Annotated in this window: 13 protein-coding genes; 5 read left to right on the top strand and 8 right to left on the bottom strand. The window is 73.0% G+C overall.

Annotated features, from left to right (window positions below):
- Nucleotides 1-9: 9 nt before the first annotated feature.
- Nucleotides 10-699, top strand: coding sequence for a DedA family protein (locus tag ACFFHU_RS26895; RefSeq protein ID WP_377343093.1), 690 nt, complete (start codon nucleotides 10-12; stop codon nucleotides 697-699).
- Nucleotides 696-1,709, top strand: coding sequence for an undecaprenyl-diphosphate phosphatase (locus tag ACFFHU_RS26900; RefSeq protein WP_377343094.1), 1,014 nt, complete (start codon nucleotides 696-698; stop codon nucleotides 1,707-1,709). The genes ACFFHU_RS26895 and ACFFHU_RS26900 overlap by 4 nt, the downstream gene beginning before the upstream one ends.
- A 107-nt stretch (nucleotides 1,710-1,816) precedes the next feature.
- Here ACFFHU_RS26900 and ACFFHU_RS26905 read toward each other — a convergent pair whose 3' ends face one another.
- On the bottom strand, nucleotides 1,817-3,823 hold the full coding sequence (locus ACFFHU_RS26905) for a heavy metal translocating P-type ATPase (protein WP_377343095.1): 2,007 nt from the start codon (nucleotides 3,821-3,823) through the stop codon (nucleotides 1,817-1,819).
- 65 nt (nucleotides 3,824-3,888) lie between these two features.
- Between ACFFHU_RS26905 and ACFFHU_RS26910 the strand changes: the two genes are divergently transcribed.
- Nucleotides 3,889-4,284 (top strand): ArsR/SmtB family transcription factor, encoded by a 396-nt coding sequence (locus ACFFHU_RS26910; RefSeq protein WP_377343096.1) that lies wholly within the window; start codon nucleotides 3,889-3,891, stop codon nucleotides 4,282-4,284.
- A 123-nt stretch (nucleotides 4,285-4,407) separates the two neighbouring features.
- Entirely contained in the window at nucleotides 4,408-5,115 is a 708-nt protein-coding gene (locus tag ACFFHU_RS26915; protein ID WP_377343097.1) for a DUF1775 domain-containing protein, read from the top strand.
- 117 nt (nucleotides 5,116-5,232) lie between these two features.
- Here ACFFHU_RS26915 and ACFFHU_RS26920 read toward each other — a convergent pair whose 3' ends face one another.
- The 4 genes from ACFFHU_RS26920 to ACFFHU_RS26935 all read right to left on the bottom strand — a co-directional run bounded on the left by ACFFHU_RS26920 (nucleotide 5,233) and on the right by ACFFHU_RS26935 (nucleotide 8,717).
- Nucleotides 5,233-5,976 (bottom strand): amino acid ABC transporter ATP-binding protein, encoded by a 744-nt coding sequence (locus ACFFHU_RS26920; RefSeq protein WP_377343498.1) that lies wholly within the window; start codon nucleotides 5,974-5,976, stop codon nucleotides 5,233-5,235.
- 13 nt (nucleotides 5,977-5,989) lie between these two features.
- Nucleotides 5,990-6,835 (bottom strand): amino acid ABC transporter permease, encoded by an 846-nt coding sequence (locus tag ACFFHU_RS26925; protein ID WP_377343098.1) that lies wholly within the window; start codon nucleotides 6,833-6,835, stop codon nucleotides 5,990-5,992.
- A complete protein-coding gene (locus ACFFHU_RS26930; RefSeq protein WP_377343099.1) occupies nucleotides 6,832-7,698 on the bottom strand; it encodes an ABC transporter substrate-binding protein in 867 nt (288 codons plus the stop codon). The genes ACFFHU_RS26925 and ACFFHU_RS26930 overlap by 4 nt, the downstream gene beginning before the upstream one ends.
- A 167-nt stretch (nucleotides 7,699-7,865) precedes the next feature.
- A complete protein-coding gene (locus ACFFHU_RS26935) occupies nucleotides 7,866-8,717 on the bottom strand; it encodes an alpha/beta hydrolase (protein WP_377343100.1) in 852 nt (283 codons plus the stop codon).
- 222 nt (nucleotides 8,718-8,939) lie between these two features.
- Between ACFFHU_RS26935 and ACFFHU_RS26940 the strand changes: the two genes are divergently transcribed.
- Nucleotides 8,940-9,899: a glycoside hydrolase 5 family protein gene (locus ACFFHU_RS26940; RefSeq protein ID WP_377343101.1), complete on the top strand. Its 960-nt coding sequence runs from the start codon at nucleotides 8,940-8,942 to the stop codon at nucleotides 9,897-9,899.
- A gap of 115 nt (nucleotides 9,900-10,014) precedes the next feature.
- On the opposite strand, the gene ACFFHU_RS26945 is transcribed toward ACFFHU_RS26940, so the two are convergent.
- The 3 genes from ACFFHU_RS26945 to ACFFHU_RS26955 form a co-directional block, all read right to left on the bottom strand.
- Nucleotides 10,015-11,529, bottom strand: coding sequence for a tannase/feruloyl esterase family alpha/beta hydrolase (locus tag ACFFHU_RS26945; protein ID WP_377343102.1), 1,515 nt, complete (start codon nucleotides 11,527-11,529; stop codon nucleotides 10,015-10,017).
- 239 nt (nucleotides 11,530-11,768) lie between these two features.
- A complete protein-coding gene (locus ACFFHU_RS26950) occupies nucleotides 11,769-13,550 on the bottom strand; it encodes an RICIN domain-containing protein (protein ID WP_377343103.1) in 1,782 nt (593 codons plus the stop codon).
- A 208-nt stretch (nucleotides 13,551-13,758) separates the two neighbouring features.
- The gene (locus tag ACFFHU_RS26955) at nucleotides 13,759-14,748 is read right to left on the bottom strand and encodes a LacI family DNA-binding transcriptional regulator (protein WP_377343104.1); all 990 of its coding nucleotides are present in this window, start codon (nucleotides 14,746-14,748) and stop codon (nucleotides 13,759-13,761) included.
- Between the last annotated feature and the right edge of the window lie 116 nt (nucleotides 14,749-14,864).

Here is a 14,864-nt window from a genome sequence, read left to right on the forward strand (position 1 = left end):
GTCCCCGCCGTGCCCCTGTCCCACGCCGTCCTCAGCCTGAATCCCCTCGATGCCCGTTCCCTGTTGCAGACCTTCGGGCTGCTCGGTGTGCTGGTGATCCTCTTCGCCGAGACCGGACTGCTGATCGGCTTCTTCCTGCCCGGCGACTCGCTGCTGTTCCTCGCCGGCATCGCCGCCTCCCCGGTGGCCGCCGAACTCGTCGGCGTTCAGCTCTCGCTGCCGGTCCTGATGATCGGCGCCCCGGTGGCCGCGATCGCCGGCGCGCAGCTCGGGCACCTGCTGGGCGCCCGCTACGGGCGGCGGCTGTTCAACCGACCGAACTCCCGGCTGTTCCGGGCCGAGTACGTCGAGCGCGCCGAGCACTACTTCACCCGGTACGGGCCGGGCAAGGCCACCGTGCTGGCCCGGTTCGTGCCGATCGTGCGGACGTTCCTCAACCCGGTGGCCGGCATGCTGCACATGTCCGCCCGCCGCTTCCTGCTGTGGAACGTGATCGGGGGAGTGGCCTGGACCGAGGCCATCCTGCTCGCCGGCTATCTCCCCGCCCGCAAGCTGCGCGACACGATCGGCGCCACGAACATCGACAAGTACCTCCTGCCGGTCGTAGCGGTGATCGTCCTGCTCTCGTTGATCCCGATCGGGGTCGAGGTACTTCGTGCCCGCCGCAACCGCGCGCCTGAGGAGCAGACCACCAGATGAGCCACATCACCTACGTCGAGGCCGTCACCATCGGCGCCCTGCAGGGGATCACCGAGCTGTTCCCCGTCTCCAGCCTCGGGCACAGCGTCCTGCTGCCGGCGCTGCTGGGCGGCCGCTGGGCGCGCGATCTCGACGTCTCCGCGCCCGAGTCGCCCTATCTGGCCTTCATCGTCGGCCTGCACGTGGCCACCGCGCTGGCCCTGCTGCTGTTCTTCTGGCGCGACTGGGTACGCATCCTCACCGGCTTCGGCACGTCGCTGCGGCACCGGCGGATCGCCACTCCCGACGAGCGCCTCGCCTGGATGATCATTTTGGCGACCATCCCGGTCGGCATCGCCGGCCTGCTGCTGGAACACACCTTCCGGACCGTGCTCGGCCGGCCGGTCCCGGCCGCGATCTTCTTGACCCTCAACGGCGTGCTGCTCTACGCCGCCGAACGGCTGCGCCGCCGGGCCGCCGCCGAGCCGGGGACGCAGTCCGTCCGTACCGCGTCGGCGGGACAGCCCGCCCGCACCGGACCGGCGGGGGCGGCCGTTGCCGGACCGGCGGCGGACCGGGGCGGTTCGTTGCCGGACGGACCCGGCGGCGCCGGGCCGCACACCGACCCGGTCGCCTCCGACCGTCGCATCGCGACCCAGAGCATGGGCCGGGCGGTCCTGATCGGCGCGGCGCAGATCCTCGCCCTGCTGCCCGGGATCAGCCGATCCGGGGTGACGATGGCGGCCGGGCTGCGCAACGGGCTGTCCCACGAGGACGCCGCCCGCTTCTCGTTCCTGCTGGCCACCCCGGTCATCCTCGCCGCCGGGCTGTTGAAGCTGCCGGACCTGTTCGGGCCGCTGGGCGCCGGCATCGGCGGTCAGGTGCTGGCCGGGAGCCTCGCCTCCGGCGTCGCCGCCTATCTGGCCGTCCGCTTCCTGACCCGCTACTTCGAGACCCGCACCCTGACTCCGTTCGCCATCTACTGTTCCGCCGCCGGCCTCGCCAGCCTCGCCTGGCTGGCCATCCGGTGACCGGTCAGCGTCGGCCGGGTCAGCCCGCCCACCGCCGGTTCGCGCTCGTCCATGTCGCACCGCCCCTCGCCGCGGACCACCGGAACTTCCGCACGGTACCGGCCACCTCACCTCACCGCGGTCCCCGGGGCCGCGACATCCGGTGCGGCGGCGACCTCGCCAGCACGGCCGGCCGCCGCTCGGTGCCAGGCGGCGCGGCGGAGCAGGCGTAGGCCGTTCAGTCCGACGATGACGGTCGAGCCCTCATGGCCGGCCACGCCCAGCGGCAGCGGCAGGGTGCCGATCAGGTCCCAGACGACCAGCATGGCGATGAACGAGCCGGCGATGGCGAGATTTCCGATGACCAGGCGGCGGGCCCGCCGGGCGAGGCCGAGAACCGCGGGCAGGGTGGCGAGCTCATCCCGGGTGACGACCGCGTCGGCGGTGTCCAGGGCCAGGTCGGAACCCGAGCGGCCCATGGCGATCCCGACGTGCGCGGTGGCCAGTGCCGGGGCGTCGTTGACCCCGTCGCCGACCAGCGCCACCCGCTCGCCGCGGGACTGTAGCTCGCGTACCCGATCGACCTTGTCCGACGGCAGCAGGCCGGCGTGCACCTCGGCGATGCCGACGTCGTCGGCGAGCCGCCGGGCCGCGTGCGGATTGTCGCCGGTCAGCAGGTGCGGCGCCGACCCGGTGAGGGCGGCGAGCCGGGCCACCGCGCGGGCCGCGTCCGGCCGCGGCCGGTCGGCCAGGCCGAGCACGGCGGCGGGCTCGCCGTCGACCCGGACCAGCACGGCGGTACGTCCGGCCGCCTCGAGCTCCTGGACGGCGCCGCGGAGCCCACCGTCCAGGGTGCCCTCGGCGGGCCGGCCGACCTCGACGGTTCGCCCGTCGACCCGGGCGGTGACGCCGCGTCCGGGGGCGGAGGCGAACCCCTCCGCGGCCCGGATCGGGATGCCGGCCCGGCGGGCCGCGGTGACCACGGCCCGGGCCAGGGGGTGCTCGGACGGGTTCTCCGCGGCGGCGGCCAGGGCCAGCAGTTCGCGCTCGCTGAGTGCGGCGTCGGGCAGCGGGCGCAGGTCGGCCAGCTGCGGTGTACCGGTGGTGAGGGTGCCGGTCTTGTCGAAGGCGACCCGGGTGGCGGTGCCGAGGTGCTCAAGCACGACGGCCGACTTGACCAGGACACCGTGCCGGCCGGCGTTGGCGATGGCGGACAGCAGCGGCGGCATGGTGGCCAGCACCACCGCGCACGGCGAGGCGACGATCATGAAGGTCATCGCCCGCAGCAGCGTGGGGGTCACCGCGGCGCCGAGGGCCAGCGGGATGGCGAACAGCGCGATCGTGGCGGCCACCATGCCGATGGAGTACCGCTGTTCGATCTTCTCGATGAACAGTTGGACCCGGGCCTTGGTGGCGCTGGCCTCGGCGACCATCGCGACGATCCGGGCCAGCACGGTGTCACCGGCCGGCCGGGTGACCCGGACCCGCAGCGCGCCGGTGCCGTTGACGGTGCCGGCGAAGACCTCGTGACCGGGCGCCGTCGGCGCCGGCAGCGGTTCGCCGGTGATGGTGGCCTGGTCGACCTCGCTCTCGCCGTCGATGACCGTGCCGTCGGCGCCGATCCGCTCGCCGGGGCGGACCAGCACGACGTCATCCACTCGCAGGTCCGCGGGCTCGACGGTCTCCTCGCCGTGGTCGGTCAGCCGGGTGGCGGTCTCCGGCGCCAGCCGCAGCAGGCCGCTGACCGAGTCCTCCGTGCGTTTGGTGGCGACCGCCTCCAGCGCGCCCGACGTGGCGAAGATGACGATGAGCAGGGCGCCGTCCAGGACCTGCCCGATCGACGCGGCGCCGATGGCCGCCACCACCATGAGCAGGTCGACGTCCAGGCGCCGGGCGCGCAGCGCCTGCAGGCCGGCCCAGCCCGGTTCCCAGCCGCCGGCCGCGTAGCAGGCCAGGTAGAGCCCCCACAGCAACCAGCCGGGGCCACCGACGAGTTGGGTCAGCAGGCCGAGGGCGAACAGTCCGGTGGCGACGGCGGCCCACCGCACCTCCGGCAGCGACCAGACGCTGGTCCGGCGCGGGCCGCGCGACGCGGGTCGGGCGGTGCGTACCGGATCGTCAAGGCTCGTCGTCACGCCGCCAGCGTACATGCGCATTCACGCAGATACGCAAGCAGCCGAGCAGCGCTATGCTGCGGGGCATGCACACCTCGCTACCGGACTTCGAGATGCCGAACGAGGAGCAGGTGCACCTGGCGGCCGAGTCGTTCCGGATGCTGGCCGACCCGACCAGGATCAAGGTCCTGTGGGCACTGCTGCAGGGCGAATCGTCCGTCGCCTGCCTCGCCGAACTCGCCGGCGCCACCCCCACGGCGGTCAGTCAGCACCTGGCGAAGCTGCGGCTCGCCGGCCTGGTGAAGGGACGCCGCGAGGGCACCTTCGTGTACTACTCCACCGCCGACGAGCACGTCGGCCGGCTCCTCGCGCAGGCGCTCTTCCACGCCGACCACCTCGACCGGGGCCTCGCGGACGCACCGGCGCGCCCGGGCGGCGACGAGGCGGCCGGCACCGGCGACGACCCTCGCGGGAACCGTTGAACCGACTGCTCGGCGTGTTCCTCGTCGGCTGGGCGGGAACTTCGGCGCCCCGAATGACGACTTCTCACGGGTGGCCGGGAACGGGCCACCGGTCGTACCGTCCGAATTCGTGCAGGAGGTCTCATGCCAACGACGTTGCGGGCTCGCGCGGTGGTGGCCGGGTCGGTCGGGCTGCTGGCCGCCGTTCTGCTCGGCGGCCCCGCCGCCGCGCATGTCGAGGTGGAAGCCGACAACGCCCAGGCCGGGGCCCGCGACGTCACCCTGACCTTCCATGGCGAGGCCGAGTCCACCAGCGCGGGCATCAAGGCCGAGCGCGTGGTGCTGCCGGCCGGGATCAAGCCGGCCGACGTACGTCTGGTCAAGGCGCCCGGGGGCTGGATCTTCACCGCCGGCTCCGACGGGTTCACCGTGGCCGGCCGGCCGCTGAAGACCGGGCAGGACGCCGAGTTCTCGGTCAGGGTGGCGCAACTGCCGACCGACGCGAAAACACTGTCGTTCAAGACGCTGGAGACCTACGGCGACGGCACGGTCTCCCGGTGGATCGAGGTCCCGCAGGCGGGGCAGCCGGAACCCGACAACCCGGCGCCCACCCTCACGCTCAAGCCCGCCGCCACGGTGGCCACCGCCAGCCCGAGCGTCGCCGCGACACCGACGCAGCAGGAGCCCACGCCGCCGAACAGCACGGCATCAGGTGCCCCGACCGCCGCCGCGGAAGGCTCCGGCTCCGGTGGTTCCCACGCCGGCTGGTGGATCGCGCTGGCCGTCCTGGTGGTTCTGGCCGCGGGCGCCCTGGTGTGGTGGCGCCGCCGAAACGGGCCGGCAGCCGGGTAGCGGGGCTGCCTCCTCTGGCCGGCCGCGGATCCCGGGCCGGGCGCCACGGCCGCCCGCCGGGGATGTCGCCCAACAGCTTCCGCAACGGCTCGTTCCTCCCGCGGCTGGGTGGAAAGGTCAGAGCCGGCCGGCGTCGATGATCCGCCGCAGGAACTGCCGGGTGCGGGCTTCGGTCGGCTCGCCGAACACCCGCGCAGGCGGTCCGGCCTCCACCACCCGGCCGCCGTCGAGGAAGCAGACCTGGTCGGCAACCTCCCGGGCGAAGCCCATCTCGTGGGTGGCCAGCACCATGGTCATTCCGTCGGCCTTCAGCTCGCGGATCATCGTGAGCACCTCGCCCACCAGTTCCGGGTCGAGGGCGGACGTCACCTCGTCCAGCAGCATGAGCCGGGGCGAGTTGGCCAGCGCCCGGACGATCGCCACCCGCTGCTGCTGGCCGCCCGAGAGCCGGTCGGGGTAGGCGTCCGCCCGCGCCGCCAGCCCGACCCGGTCCAGCAGTTCCCGGGCCTGGACCTCCGCCTCGGCGCGGGGCCGCCGGTGCACCCGGCGGGGCGCGAGGGTGATGTTGTCCAGCACGCTGAGGTGCGGGAAGAGGTTGTACGACTGGAAGACGATCCCGATCCGGCGGCGGACCAGGTCCGGGTCCACCCCGGGCGCGGAGACGTCCGTGCCGTCCAGCTCGATCACCCCGTCGTCCAGTTCCTCCAGCAGGTTGACGCAGCGCAGCAGCGTGGACTTGCCCGAGCCGGACGCGCCGATCAGCGCCACCACCTGATGTTCGGCGACGGTCAGGTCGAGCCCGTCGAGCACCACCTGGCCGCCGAACTCCTTGCGCAGCCCGCGGCAGGCCAGCACCGGCACCGGATCGGGCACCTCAGGCTCCTGACTGGCGGCGGGCCGCGCGCAGCGTCACCCAGTCGGTCACCGCGATCAGCGGCGCGGCCAGCAGCACGAACAGCGCGCCGGCCAGGATGTACGGGGTGTAGTTGAAGGTGTGCGCGACCTCGATCTGCGCCGCCCGTACGGCGTCGATCGGCCCGGCCAGCGAGACCAGCCCGACATCCTTCTGCAGCGCCACCACGTCGTTCAGCAGCGGCGGCGCGACCCGCCGCACCGCCTGGGGCAGCACCACGTGCCGCATGGTCTGTCGGTAGGTCAGCCCGAGCGACCGGGCGGCGGCCCGCTGGCTCGGGTGGACCGACTCGATGCCGGCCCGGAACACCTCCGCCAGATAGCCGCCGTAGGTGAGCACCAGCGCGGCGCCGCCGAGCACCAGCACCGACGGCGTGCCGCGCAGCCGCAGGCCGGGCACGCCCAGGGTGAGCGCGTAGATCACGATGATCAGCGGCACGCCGCGGAACGCGTACGTGTAGCCGGTCGCGAGCGCCCGGGCCGGAAAGAACACCGGGCCGCGGAGGGTCCGCAGCAGCGCCACGGCCAGCCCGAGCAGCAGGGCCCCCGCGGCGCAGCAGACCAGCAGCCGGACGTTCAGCCACAGTCCGGTGAGGACCGCCGGTAGGGCGTCGCGGGCGACGGCGGGATCGAGGAACGACGCCCGGACCCGTTCCCAGCCGGGCGCCCCGGTGACGGCGACGACCAGCAGGGTGCCCAGCGTGGCGGTGGAGGCGGCGGCGACCAGCACGCTGCGAACGGTCTGCCGCCGCCGGTGCGCGACCCGCCGCTGCTGCGCCGCCGACGGAACGTGGTCCAGCAGCGTCACGTCAGCTCGGGCGCCCCGGCGACCTGGGCCAGCCACTTCTGCTCGAGCTGCTTGAGCGTGCCGGCCTCGGTCAGCTGGCCGACGGCGGAGCTGACGCAACCGGTGAGCGGCGAGCCCTTGTCCAGCAGCAGCCCGAACGCCTCGGGCACGCCGACCTGGGGGACCTGGCCGACGATCGTGGCGTCCTTCAGCTCGGCGTTGGTGATATAGAAGGCGGTGGGCAGGTCCACCACGAGGCCGTCGAGCTGGCCGTTCTGCAGCGCCTTCTTGGCGTCGTCGTTGCTGTTGAAGACCCGCGGCTTGGGGCCCGGCTTGATCACGTCGGTGATCGCCTGGTAGCTGGTGGTCCCCACCTGGGCGCCGAGGGTGGCGCCGCGCAGGTCGGCCAGGTTCTTCTTGCCGGCGATCTTCGACGACTTCAGTGCGATGACCGTCTGGCGCACGAGATAATACGGCGCGGAGAAGTCGACGGCCTTCTTGCGCTCGTCGGTGATGGAGAACTGGTTGACGTCAAAGTCGAAGGTCTTCGGACCGGGCGCGATGGCGGTGTCGAACTTGACCCGGGCCCAGGTGACGTCCTCGGGGGCGTACCCGAGCTGCCGCGCGACCGCGTACGCGACGGCGGACTCGAAACCCTCGCCGTTCTCGGGCTTGTCCTGCCGGAACCACGGCTCGTAGGCCGGCTGGTCGGTGGCGATGGTGAGCTTGCCGGCCGTTCGCGTCGACAGCGACTGCTTGGTGCAGGCGTTCGCGGTGCCGCTCGGCGCGGCGGAGGTGGTCGGATCGTCCTGAGGTGCGCAGCCGGCGGCGGCGGCGACCACGGCGACGGCGAGCGCGAGCGCGACGGACCTGCTGCTGAGCATGGCGGACAGCGTAGGCCGTGCCGTCGCCAGGACCGCACCATTTCTCACCAGTCGGATCGGCGGCCAGGACCGCATGGCGCGGTCCGCCCAGCCGCGGTCGACCGAGCGCGGTCCGCCAGCCCCCGGTCCGCCGCGACCGGGGTCGCGGCCAGCGCTGGCCGGTCGGGTCAGGCAAACCTCCGGATGAACGCGAGGGCGGCGTCGCAGACCTCGCGCCAGCCGCTGTCGATGGTGAGGGAGTGGCCGCGGTTCGCGATCGAGGCGATCTCCGTGACGCCCGGATTCTCCGACTGACGCTTGAAGATGGCCCGGTTGATCGCCGGCGGCGAGGTGTTGTCACCGACGCCCTCGATCACCAGCAGCGGCCCACGGTCCGGGTTGGTGAAGTTGGCCTTGGCCTCGGTCCAGGGGTTGAGGTTGGCCGCCGCCGCCTGGAAGAGCGGCTCGCCGGGGGCCGGCACGGCGAATTCCGCGTAGAGCTGCCGCGCCTCCTCCTCGCCGACGGCGCTGGCGAAGGCGTACCGGAACTGGTCGAAGGTCAGCGGAATGGCCCGGTGCCGGTTCAACGGGTTGCCGAGGACCGGCGCCGAGGCCCGGAGGGCCGAGAACGGCAGCGGCAGCACCCCGCGGAAGGGCGCCGAGTCGATCGCCACCGAGGCGGCCGCCAGGCCGCGACCGGCGACGATCATGGTGAGCAGGCCGCCGAACGAGTGGCCGATCACCGCGGGCTTGCGATCGAGCCGGCCGATGACCTGGGCGTAATGGTCCGCCACATCACCGACGCTCTTGCCGGCGAAGACCTCGGGATGCGCGTTGGCCTCCTCGACGGTCTCCGGGTCGTCGGGCCAGCCGGGGGAGACCGGGGCATACCCGTTCTCGGCGAACACCTGGGCCCACCGGTCCCAGCTGCTGGGCAGCAGCCACAGCCCGTGGATGAAGACCACGGGCCGCTTGCCGGAGGCGTTCGCCGCCTCGATCTGCTGGTCGACCGGGGCGGCGAGGTGCGGCGTTTCTGACACGGGAACTCCTCGGGTCGCGGGAGGGTCTGCCGGCGGCGCCGGCGGTCGTGATCGGCGGCGCGGGCGACCCCGGCCGGATCCGGGGCCGGCATGACCGCGGTGTCGAGCGCGAGTGCCGTGCGGTCGAGCCTGCCACGGCACGAGGGGACGGCACATCGCCCGGCCGGCCGAACGCCGCCGCCGGCAATCCCCGCGTTGCGCGCGGAGCCTACGGTGGGCGCCGTGACCGAACCGCTCGTCTTCGGAGTCTTCCCGCTCGGCGTCGCCGGTGGACCGGACGGGGTCGCCGCGGGGCCGCCGGACGACTTCGCGGCGATCGGGCGGGCCGTACAGGAGCTGCAGGGCGACGGGAAAGCCCTGCTGCCGCGGATGTACGTGCTCTGGTCCGGCGCCGACTCCACCGCCGCGGTGCTCGGGCAGATCGCGACGCTCACCGCCGGTGGGCTGCCGTGGGATCTGGTGCTCTGCTACCGCGATCCCGGCGGCGACGTGGCGGGCTGGGCGGCGTTCGTGGGCCAGGTCGTCGAGCGGCATGGACGGAGCTTGGCCGCCGTGCAGGTCACCGGCGAGCCGAACCTGACCGGGGTCGGCGCCGCCGCCGACGGCGCCTTTCCGGGCGCGCGCGAGGCGATGATCCGGGGCGTGCGGGCGGCCGCCGAGGCCAAGCGCGCGACGGGCGCGACGGCCGCGATCGGCTTCGCGGTGGTGCCGGAGCGGGACCCGGCCGGCGGGTTCTGGACGGCGGTACGGCAGCACGGCGGGCCGTCGTTCGCGGCGGCGCTGGACTATGCCGGCATCGACATCTACCCGGATGTGTTCGGGCCGCGGGTGGCCATCGACGCGCTGCCGGCCGTCGTGGAACGGTTGCTGCGCGACTTCCGGGAGCGGGACCTGGCAGCCGCCGGCATACCGGCCACGGTGCCCATCCGGATCTGCGAGAACGGGTGGCCGACCGGTCCGGACCGGTCGGAGGAGCAGCAGGCTGCCGTCCTGGAAACCATCATCCGTACGGCGCACCGGCTGCGCGGGGAGCTGAACGTGACGCACTGGCAGCTGTTCACCCTCCGCGACGCGGACAGCTCGAAGGACGACCTGTTCCACCGGTTCGGCGTGCTGCGCAGCGACTACTCGCCGAAGCCGGCCTTCCACACGCTCCGTCGCCTGATCGCCGAGCTCGGCTGACCCGGGCCCGGCGTCCTCGTCGTCGTGCTGGCCGGCACCCCTCGGCATCCCCGGACCCGGCTGTGCGCGGCCGACCGACCCGGGCGGGTGGGACCGCCCGGGTCGCTCGGTTGCGCTAGTAACGCCCGAGGTAGTGGTAGTTGGCGTTCAGGCTGCCCGGCGCGGCGTCGACCGGGGCGAGCGCGTCGAACGGCGCCACGTCCAGGTCCCGGATCACCTCGGTGAGGTCGCCGTTGACCGTCGGCACATTGATCACTCCCGGGGCGGTGCCGCGCTCCACCCAGTCCATCAGCGGCTGGAGCAACTCCGGCACCCCGATCTCCGAGGGCGTGGCGCCCGGCTCCGGCCCGAACAGGCAGTGGTAGCCCGCCGGGATCAGATAGAGCCGGGTGTACGCGTCGGCGCCGCCCCGCCGCTGCACCGCGCGGTAGTAGTCCAGTGTGGAGAACGGCGGGATGAACGGGTCGGCCCAGCCGTGATACATGATCAGCTTGCCGCCGTGCGCCCGGAACGCCGACAGGTCCGGGTTGTTCGCGTTGTACAGGGCGTCGCCCAGCAGGTTGAGCCGCTCGAAGGTGGCCCGGTCGAACCGTACGTCGGTGAGCCGGAACCGGTCCGGCAGCACCGTCGGGTAGCCCAGGTACCTCAGGTAGTTGAGCGCGATCCTCCCGGCGTTGCCGTCCAGCGGCGATCCGGAGCGGACCACGAACAAGTCGATCCAACCCAGCTCGGACCCGTACGGCATCCCGCCGTTGTAGAGGCCGTGCGGTCCCCGGTAGAACGACACCACCGCGGCCACCTGCTGCGGGGTCAGGCACGTGGGCCGGTCCACCCCGGGCGGGCAGCGCAGCGACGAGGGCTGGAAGCCGCACCGCCGCGGGTCCTCGATGACCTCGCCGCATGCGTCGACGACGGCCTCGTGCAGGGCCGGGATCTTCTCCGGGCCGAGAATCTGCCGGCCGTGCGCGTCGGTGTTGCGGGTGGCCACCCACGCCTCGAGCAGCGCCAGCGGCGCCTCGTTGCTGGCCGGAGCGCCGGCGAGAATCCCGTCGAAGTCGGCCGGGAACCGTTGGGCCAGGTTGAGCCCCTGCCGGCCGCCGGTCGAGCAGCCATCGAAGTACCGGAACGCCGGGCCGTGCCCGTAGTACGCGGTCGTCAGCGCGTCGGAGGCGAGCCGCAGCCGGTGCTCGGAGGTCAGCCCGAACTCGACACGCGCCCGCGGATCCGCCCCCCAGGTGGCCGGCTGCGCGCCCTCCGGGTCACCGGTGTGCCCGGTGTCGTCGCCCGCCACCACCAGCGTCCGGGCCTGCGCGGCCGGGCAGCGGAACCCGAACAGCGGGTACGTGAGGTCCGGCGTGGCGCCGCACAGGCCGCTGCAGCCCTGCTGGACATACTGCCCGGTCCAGCCGGAGACCGGGAGCTTGACGGTGAACCTGGTGGCCGGCGCCAGCACGCCGTGCACCTCGCAGTAGCCGTCCACGACGGCGGCCGAGCCGACCGTGCCCTGCGGCACGCGCGCGCCGGCGAGCCCGGCGCAGTCCCGCGGCGCGGGCCCGCGCTGGGCCGCGCTCGCCGCACCGCCCAGCAGCAGCGGGACGGCGGCCAGGACGGCCAGTAGCTTACGGATCATCGGGAGTCCCCCTTTCCTGGAGGGACACTATGGAGCCGGGGTGGGGCGGCGGATCGGTCCGCGGATCGGAAGTCCGGCTCGGCCGCGCGACGGAGGACCGTCATCCTCGAGACCGAGGCCCGCCCGCGCCGGCCCGGCCGCCGGGTGGGGGCGGCCCGCCGTCACCCGCGTCGATCATGGGGCTGGCGGGCGATCCAGAGATCGAATCACCCGCCAGCCCCATGATCAGCCCTGCCCGGTCACAGCTTCGTAAGGATCCACAGGTGATCGGCCGTGCCGTTGTCACCCCATTGGAGCGTCTGCGCGCCGGAGGCGGTGCTCATGTTGGCCACGCCGAGCAGCAGCCCGCTGTTGACGTTCCGCAGCTTGTAGTGGCCCGCGCCGTCCGACACGGGTGTCCAGAGGTGGTCGGCCGTGCCGGTGTCGCCCCAGACCAGACCCGTGGCGCCCTGGCTGGTCGAGGCGTTCTGGATGCCGAGGACCAGGTTGCTGAGCTGGTTGACCACCTTGTACTGCCCGTTGCCGGCGGAGACCAGCGACCAGACCTGCGATGAGCTGCCGCTGGCGGTGGCCTGGACCGCGGCGGTTCCCCAGGCGGTGCCGGAGTTCTGGGTGTCCAGCCGCAGCCCGCTGTTGACGTTCGCGATCCGGTACGTGCCGCTCAGATCGGACGGGGGCGGGGACGACGGGGGCGGCGAGGACGGCGGCGGCGTCCCGGAACCCGGCGTGATGGTGATCCGGTACGCGTCGTTGCTGGCCATGGTGATCGGCACCGAGATGGTGCCGTTGGCCGGGGTGTACGTCGAATTCGAGATCGTGCTCGGGCCGCCGGACGCGACCGTGCGGCCCAGCGACACCGTCTGCTCGACCTTGACGTTCACGGTGCCGCCGAGGCTCAACGAGGTGAGCCCGTTCACCGTGACCGCGCAGGCTCCCGAGCAGTGTCCGGCGACGATGCTGACCTGGTTGTTGCCGGACGGCACCGCGGCGAAGCCGTCGATGCCGGTCTGCGCCGGCGGGTTCGTGACGACCATGTTGCCGGTCATGGCGGCGTACCAGGTGTAGAGCCAGTACGCCGCGTTCGGGCTGCCGCCGCGCCCGGTCAGCAGGTCACCGAGGGCGCCGGACTGGTTCCAGAACGCCAGCTCGGCGTCGTGGATGCCGAGCCGCTCGAACTTGGCGATGTAGCCCACGAGCGGCCCGGGCAGCCCGACCTCGCTCGGCGCGGCGTACTCCTCGATCGCGATCGGTCGGCGGGAGATGCCCAGTTGGTCCTCGATCGACTGGACGGTGGCCACGTCACCGGCGATCTTCGCGGAGCTCGACAGCTCGTGCCAGGCGAGGATGTCCGGCACGGTGTTCGTGTTGACCGCGTTCTGCAGGAAGTTCCGCATGTCGCTGATGTTGTCCGAGAAGCTTGGCCCCTGGATGGGCTTGGTCGCGTCGATCGAGCGGACCTGGCGGAACGTCGTGGTCCAGAAGTTCTCGTACGTGCCGTTGGCCGACTGCCAGGTATTGTCCGACTCGTTCCACAGCTCGTACGAGGCGATGCTGTTGTAGTAGGACGCGGACTTCATCGCGTTGATCTGCGAGTTGATGAAGGGTGTCCAGGTGCTCCAGCTGAACTGGTAGGGCCAGCCGGCGTAGTAGTCGGAGAGCCGGTTGACCAGCTTGGCGCCGACGCTGACGGCGGTCGGCGCGACCTGGGAGATGTCCCCGGTGGGCTGCTGCCGGCCACCCTGCGGCATCTGGACGAACGTGTTCGGCCGGATCGCCTGCGCCAGCGACACCGACGGCTGGGTGGCGTTCGCCAGCCCGTAGAGGCTGCCGGTCGCCACGTGCGTCACCGGGCGCAGCGTCTGGTTGGCGTTCACCACCAGGGTGTTGCTGGCGGCCGCCGCCGACGCGGGGGTGAGGGCGAACGCCGCCGACGTCAGCCCGACCGCGAGCGCCGCGATCGAGGCCAGCATGGTCGTACGCCGGGCTCTTCGGTGCCCGCCTGCCTGGACGGTTCGCATCATGGTGCCGGTCCTCCCTGCCGCTGCGTCAGCCCCCGTGACCGTCCGGCCACGCCCATCAGGAAATGGCCGGAAATCGTTTGCCTGGACCTTAGTGACGGCGTTTTCGGCGTGTCAAGTGGCGACCGTCGATGTCTTGGTCGATCGCCGTGGCGCCGCGTCGGGCCCGGGGGTCGGCCCGAAAAGGCTTTCGGCGGTCCCGCCCGGGCGGTCAGACCGCCGTGGAGGCCCGGGGCACGAGCCGGCCGGGCAGGGCGCGCCGGCCGTGCGCGGGCTCGCCGTTGATGGCGGCCAGCAGCAACTCGGCGGCGGTGCGGCCGATGCCGTCGAGGTTCATGTCGATGCTGGTCAGGGCGGGCCGGCAGCCGTCGACCATGACGTCCCAGTTGTCGAAGCCGACCAGCGCCACATCGGTCGGAACGCGCCGGCCGGCGCCCTGCAGCGCCTCGGCCATGCCGCGGGCGATCTGGTCGCTGCCGCAGAACACCGCGTCCACCTCGGCGCCGGTGGAGAGGAGGATGCCGGCGGCCTGCCGGCCCCACGCCTCGCTCCACTCGCCGAACTGGACCGGCACGGCCAGATCCAGCCCGGCCGCGGCCAGCGTCCGAACGGCGGCGTCGGCCCGGACGGTCGCCGAGTGATGGTGCTCGGGACCGGTGACGTGGGCGATCCGGCGCCGGCCGATGGTCAGCAGGTGTTCCACGGCGCGCCGGGCGCCATCTGCCTCGTCCGGGACCACCGAGCAGTCGCGCGGGTCGGTGGAGCTGATGAAGGCGTACACCACCGGCACCGGAAGGCCGGCGTCGATCGGCGGCCGGGACTGGGTGCGGCGGCCGGTCACGATGATGCCGTCCACCTTCCGGCTCAGCAGCGTACGAAGGTAGTACTGCTCGCGGATCGGGTCGTCCCGGGCGTCGCAGAGGAACACCGACACCTGCCCGGCGCCCAGCGCGTCCTCGGCGCCGAGCAGCAGCGGGATGCTGAACCGGCCGATGCTGTCCGTGGTGATCATGCCCACCGTGTAGGTGCGGCCCGACTGGAGGCTGCGAGCCGCCGCATTGGCCACGAAGCCCAGGTGCTCGGCCGCCTCCCGGACGCGCTGCCGCGTCTCCGGGCGCAGCGTGCCGCGGCCGTTCAGCGCCTTGGAGGCGGTGCCGGGGGAGACCCCGGCGAGGGCCGCGACCTCCACGATGGTGGCCACCCTGCCGGTCGTGCCGCCCTTGCCGGCGCTGCCCCTGACGGTGGTGCCCAGCGTTTCCTCCCCGTTTTCCGAGCCCAGAGAGCCGACTATAACTCCCGCTTGACAGTCCCGCAAAA

The sequence above is a fragment of the Plantactinospora siamensis genome (genome assembly GCF_042434095.1).
Taxonomy (GTDB): Bacteria; Actinomycetota; Actinomycetes; order Mycobacteriales; family Micromonosporaceae; genus KBS50.